This window comes from Methylobacterium nigriterrae (assembly GCF_037106235.1).
GTDB classification, from domain to species: Bacteria; Pseudomonadota; Alphaproteobacteria; order Rhizobiales; family Beijerinckiaceae; genus Methylobacterium; species Methylobacterium nigriterrae.
This window is the reverse complement of record NZ_JBAWTG010000224.1, coordinates 1-5,056: the sequence shown is the minus strand read 5'-3', so window position 1 is coordinate 5,056 and position 5,056 is coordinate 1. Positions and strand designations below refer to the sequence as shown.

Sequence of the window (5,056 nt, the reverse complement as noted above, 5' to 3'; positions counted from 1 at the left end):
TCGGACCAGATCTTGTAGCGACAGGCAATGCCGCTCAGGATCAGGCAGACACTGTTGGGCGGACCACCGATGTCGATATCGGTCCGCGCTGCGACGGTTAGGGGGCGCAACACCAAAGTATGGAGGGCTTCGCGCTCCGCGTCGGATAGGAGGCCCGCGTATTCCAGCCGTCTGATCGGGCGGTTGTCCATCCGCGGCCTCTGCCCGGCTCCTTGCGCGGTGGGTGCTTACTCCGCACTCTGCTGGCCCGGGGCAGAGTAGGGACTGAGCGCTGCTTCGCGCAAGCTCCCGCAAATTGAGCGCGACGCTGACGAGGCCCTGCTTGGGCCGGATATACTGGGATTGACTAGCGCGCGCTTCACGGGCCGGAAAACGACTTTCGGACAGTTTTCCCGGGACCGATTTTCCGGTTCCATAAAGGCGCGTATGCGGAGGCAGGGGCGCTGGTTATGCGAACTTTGCGGCCTCGCGAAACGCCAGTAGCCATCTCCTAGATAGACGGGCCGGATCTATTCCAACCCGGGCTTCGCCCTGGCATGCCGCGGGCTTGCCTGAGCGCGCAATCGGATCGCGTGGACGGTGTAACGCCGAGCCTCTTCCAAGAGAGCGCGCGCGACGAAGGCATTGCCTTTCCTGCCAAGTTCGTCAGCCGCAGCGGCAAATTCAGCCGCAACCTTCTCCACAATGTGGGCTGTGTTGCGTGGGTCAGCGTCATCGTCGTTCATGACCGTCTTGTGCTTAACGGAGACGCGCCCAAGCGGGCCGAAGCCATCGTCAACGTTGCGGTGAACACGATCTCACCGGTCGCCGCATCGCGGATCATGACGTCAGTGTGGTAACCCTCATCCGGCACGTGATCCCGGGCGAGTTCCCCTAGGAAGCGCCTTGCGGCATCGACGGCGGTTCCGAAGCTGTCGCAGTCAGTTCCGTCTCGGTCGGTATGCATCCTCGCGCCTTCGCGCAGGTCGAAGAAAAAATGACGCATTGGCTCCCTTATGAACGATGTTCTGCCTCAACAATCTGCAGTTTAACGAGGCGTTCCTCATCAAAATTTCTGCTAACGAGCGTTAATGTTTGCGCATGAATGTACTGTGCTTATAATTAACATGCATCTACTTCCATTCGACCAGGGTTGCCCGGAACACCGAATGCGGCACCGGAAGCTTTGACGCGCGGTCCTCAAGAGGCTTACCGTGATCGCCGACAGATCAGGAGGACGGTCGCTATGACCGACCTGCCGCCCTGGCGTGAGGTTGAGCCCGCCGACTTCCTACGCGCGACAGACAAGGAAACGTTGGCGCTGCAGAAAGCTCTGCTCAAAGCACGCGACGAGGGGCTCTTCCGGCTCCGGCTTGTCTTACGCGAAGCCAAGGACTTGAAACCCTGTGCGTACCGCGACCCGCTCTGGCTCCACGACTACAAGTTCGGCCCGCACCACATCGTGACCGGGGCGGACGAGGTGGTGATTGAGACCCGTGACGGGCAACGGCACGAGGCGAAGCAAGCCAGAGGATCTGAGCGCGGCCTCACTCAGAGCACCCAAAGCGTGCTCTGGGCTCTCACGGACGAATTCACCGCGCCTAGTGCCATCGCAGCACGCGCTGGCCTAGTCAGCCGATACCGCAACGAGGAAGCGGCGCGGCTCTGCGAATATCTCGTCAGGATTGGGCTTGCTGAGTGCCGGAAGGATTCCCGGCGGCGATGGCGCCGGGCGAGCACGGGACGGCATGATCCCTCGTCACCGTAATTGGGCGGTTGGCGTAGCTGGCGGTTCCATAATTTCCATTCCGGCTAGGAAGCTGGGCGCGTTGTGCGAATTCCGCAGCCTCGTGCCCGAGCATAGGAGTTCGCCGGTCCGATAACTGGCTGTGTGGGATCGACAATGGCGTCACTGACCCAGGCGATTAGGCTGGCGGCTCGAACGGTGAAGGGCGTCATGCCGGAGCCGGATTACGACCGCGACCTGAAGCGTCTGGAACGATGTGCCGGGCTGGTTGAGGAGATCGCGGCTGAGAGAGCGCCTGCGCACCCTGCTCCAGCAAGCCAGGCTCATTCGGGATCGGGCGGCCTCCAAGCCTCCGGCCGGCACGCGGCTCACCTGTGAATGGCGCCGGAAGTGAGAGCGGGCGCCTCGCCGTTCGTGAGTGCCGTCAAACCGCAGACTGGAGGAAGCGAGCCATGGCAGAGACAGATACGTCATCGCCTCCGAGCCACCCGCTCATCGAGAGTGATCACATCGAGGGCACCGCTGTCTTCGACGCGAACGGGAAGCGGATCGGATCCATCAAGCGTCTCGTGATCGAGAAGATCAGCGGCCATGTCGCCTATGCTGTCACCACGTTCGGTGGTTTCCTGGGCATGGGTTCCGAGGTCCATACGATCCCGTGGGAACAGCTGCACTACGACACGGAGCTCCACGGCTACCACACAACGATCACGGAGGAGCAGCTGCGCCAAGCACCCGAGTTCACTCGCCGTGACGAGGCTCTCCTGTCTGGGCATGAGAGGCAGCAACTCAGCGACTTCTACGCGGAGCCCATGCCGTAAGGATCGCCCTGCCCCGGGGCGCCAAGCGGCAGATTGTAATCCCTGCAGCACCCGAAAGAGCCGGGCGGCTCCATGACGCTCAATCGGCGAGCGTCGCAGTGCCCCTGAGCCGGCCGCATCGGTGACTTCGCGATCCTAGAACCGGCCTGCCAGCGTCAGGCGGACGGCCGTCGGCTCGACGGGATGGAAATGCCGGTCGGCCACGCCCTCGGCCGGCTCGCCGGGAAGCCGGGACGTGTAGAAGTAAGTGATCTGGTCGGCTTTGGCGTTCGTCAGATTCAGCACGTCGAGCGAGAGGCTGATCCCGTTCTCGAAGTTGTAGCCGATCCGCCCGTTGAGGAGCGCGGTGGGCTTCGAGCGCACCGAGTTATCCTCGATCAGGGGCCGCGGGCCGAAGTAGCGGAAACGCATGGAGCCGAACCAGCCAGCACCCTCTCCGAAGGTGATCCCGGCCGACGCGATGGTGGTGGGCGCCTCCGGCACGCGGTTGCCGACCGGGTCGTAGTCCGAGAAGCGCGCGTTGGTGATCGTCAGGTCGCCCTCGAGCGAGAGCCAAGGCGTGACGGCGTAGCGGTTCGTCCACTCGACACCGAAGCGCCGCGTCGGGCGGCTCGGCTCGGTGGTACCGGTGTCGCCCTGGAACAAGTTCTCGGAGGCGAAGTCGAGCTGGAACAGCGCCAGCGACGTCACTAGCCCCTGGATGCTCCGGTTGCGGATCCCGAACTCCGAGCCTGTCGAGGGCACCAGGAAGGGCGAACGGGCGACGTTGAAAAGTGGGCTTGCCGGGTCGACCGTGGCGGTGACGCCCCGCACGTCGTTCGAGTGGAAGCCGCCGCCGTAATTCACGTAGAGCTCGGTGTCGAACCAAGGCCCCAGCACGAGGCCGAGCTTCGGGTTGACGATGCCATCGCGGGCCTTGCCCGAGTTCGCGGGTGTGTCCGAGACCACGTCGGCGTAGTAGCCGTCCGCCCGGAACCCGATGCTGGTGCGCAGCCAGTCGGTCCAGCGCACCCGGTTCTCGTAGTAGAAGGCCGCGCTCGCTTCCAGCACTCGGTCGTCGAGCACGGTCGAGCGCCACTGCCGGCTCGTGGTGTTGAACAGCCCGACCCGGATGCTGTCCGTCCTGGTCTGCACGCCGATCTCGTTCTCCATCGGCAGCCCGAACAGGGTGCCCTGGAAGACATGGCTGACCTCGCCGCCACCAAGCACGCGCTGGTCGAGCTGATGGAACTGGTCGCCGTTGACGGGATCGTTGAGGAAGTAGGTGAAGTCGTTGAACAGGTTCATATGGTAGCGGATCACGTAGGCGTTGGCTCGGGTGATCCCGGTCTCGTCCGTGCCGCTCCAGTGGCCCGAGAGCGAGAAGCGGCCCGTGTCGCCGCCATCCGTGGGGTTCAGCGTGCCGAAGCGACCGATCAGGCTCTCCGAAACCGCCCGCTCAGCAATCTGGTTAGTGGCGTTCCACTTGGCCCAGTAGGCCATGCCGGTCAGCGCGAAGCCGTCGGCTGCCGTGCCTTGGCTGTAGCGGATCACGCCGTTGAGCTTGCCCAAACGATCGGGCACCGCCCAGGGCCCGTCATAGACCTGCGCTTCGCCGGCGACGAGCAGATGGCCTTCTCCCAGCGGTGCCGAGGCGATTGAGAGCGCGCGCTTGTAGCCGAAGGAGCCGATCGAGGTCAGCGCGAGGTTCTTCTCCACACTGTCGAGGTAGTCGATCCGCACCGAGCCGGCCGAGGCGAAGTCGCCGTCGCGCACGAAGTACGGTCCCTTGTGGAACTCGACCGCGCCGACGAGTTCGGGGATCAGGAAGTTGATGTCGGCGTAGCCCTGAGCATGGGCGTTCGTGCGCATGTTGACCGGCATGCCGTCGACGTGGATGGCGATGTCGGTGCCATGGTCGAGGTTGAAGCCGCGCAGGAAGAACTGGTTGGCTTTGCCCTCGCCCGAATGCTGCGTGACGATGAGGCCCGGCACCGCCTCCAGCACCTCACCCGGGCGGGTGACGGGCCGGTTGTTGACTTGGGCGCCCGTGATCACGCCGGCGCTGGCGGCTTCCACGGGGCGGAGACTGCCGCCGATGCCGGTCACGCCGCCGACATAGCCCGCGCTGGCGACAGGCCCGGCGATCCCTTGCGGGGTCGGAGCGTCAGCGGCTACTGAGAGTTCCTCGAGTGTCGCCTCGCTCGGCGCCGCGGGCTGTGCGTGGGCAATAGGTGGCGCGAGGAGTGAGTTAGGGGCAGCACAGGCCAGGACGGCAAGGCTTCTCGACGCGAGCAGTGGGCGGATGGGGAACACGAAGGAACAGGCCTCGGGCAACGGCAGTGGCACGTCACCGCGAACGAGGCCTCCGCTGGAACGCATTGCGCAATCCGGCTTCGACACCCGTCAAGACACCCCGCCCGACGCGTTTCGCGTGTGACCACGGCTGACGGCAGGTCTCCTGGCTCGCGGGTCGCTGCCCTCTCACCGTCTTCCCGGATGAGGCCCATCCAGTGACACAGGTGGCGGA

The 5,056-nt window shown here is 64.5% G+C and carries 5 protein-coding genes, 1 pseudogene and 1 riboswitch; of the genes and pseudogenes, 3 read left to right on the top strand and 3 right to left on the bottom strand.

From position 1 onward, the window contains the following. Positions 1–191: pseudogene (locus WDW90_RS34800) on the bottom strand (Crp/Fnr family transcriptional regulator); the annotation flags it as partial. 381 nt (positions 192–572) lie between these two features. On the opposite strand from WDW90_RS34800, the gene WDW90_RS34795 reads away from it, so the two are divergent. Beyond that, complete coding sequence (locus WDW90_RS34795; RefSeq protein ID WP_336492298.1) at positions 573–839, top strand: hypothetical protein; 267 nt, start codon at positions 573–575, stop codon at positions 837–839. Here WDW90_RS34795 and WDW90_RS41035 read toward each other — a convergent pair. Beyond that, on the bottom strand, positions 722–985 hold the full coding sequence (locus WDW90_RS41035) for a DUF6894 family protein (RefSeq protein ID WP_431311190.1): 264 nt from the start codon (positions 983–985) through the stop codon (positions 722–724). The two genes, WDW90_RS34795 and WDW90_RS41035, sit on opposite strands and share 118 nt — an antisense overlap. Before the next feature lie 240 nt (positions 986–1,225). On the opposite strand from WDW90_RS41035, the gene WDW90_RS34790 reads away from it, so the two are divergent. Together WDW90_RS34790 and WDW90_RS34785 are read left to right on the top strand one after the other, a co-directional pair. Then, positions 1,226–1,747 carry a hypothetical protein gene (locus tag WDW90_RS34790; protein WP_336492297.1) on the top strand — a complete coding sequence of 174 codons (522 nt, stop codon included), beginning with the start codon at positions 1,226–1,228 and terminating at the stop codon, positions 1,745–1,747. Between the two features lie 431 nt (positions 1,748–2,178). Then, positions 2,179–2,547, top strand: coding sequence for a PRC-barrel domain-containing protein (locus WDW90_RS34785; RefSeq protein WP_336492296.1), 369 nt, complete (start codon positions 2,179–2,181; stop codon positions 2,545–2,547). A gap of 135 nt (positions 2,548–2,682) precedes the next feature. Here WDW90_RS34785 and WDW90_RS34780 read toward each other — a convergent pair whose 3' ends face one another. Continuing rightward, complete coding sequence (locus WDW90_RS34780) at positions 2,683–4,605, bottom strand: TonB-dependent receptor (RefSeq protein ID WP_431311189.1); 1,923 nt, start codon at positions 4,603–4,605, stop codon at positions 2,683–2,685. Positions 4,606–4,960: 355 nt separating this feature from the next. After that, a riboswitch (cobalamin riboswitch) is annotated at positions 4,961–5,056 on the bottom strand. This riboswitch is flagged as partial in the annotation.

Coding starts and splice junctions, on each gene's coding strand:
- WDW90_RS34790 (WP_336492297.1), top strand. CDS start 1,226: ATGACCGACCTGCCGCCCTGGCGTGAGGTTGAGCCCGCCGACTTCCTA.
- WDW90_RS34785 (WP_336492296.1), top strand. CDS start 2,179: ATGGCAGAGACAGATACGTCATCGCCTCCGAGCCACCCGCTCATCGAG.
- WDW90_RS41035 (WP_431311190.1), bottom strand. CDS start 985: ATGCGTCATTTTTTCTTCGACCTGCGCGAAGGCGCGAGGATGCATACC.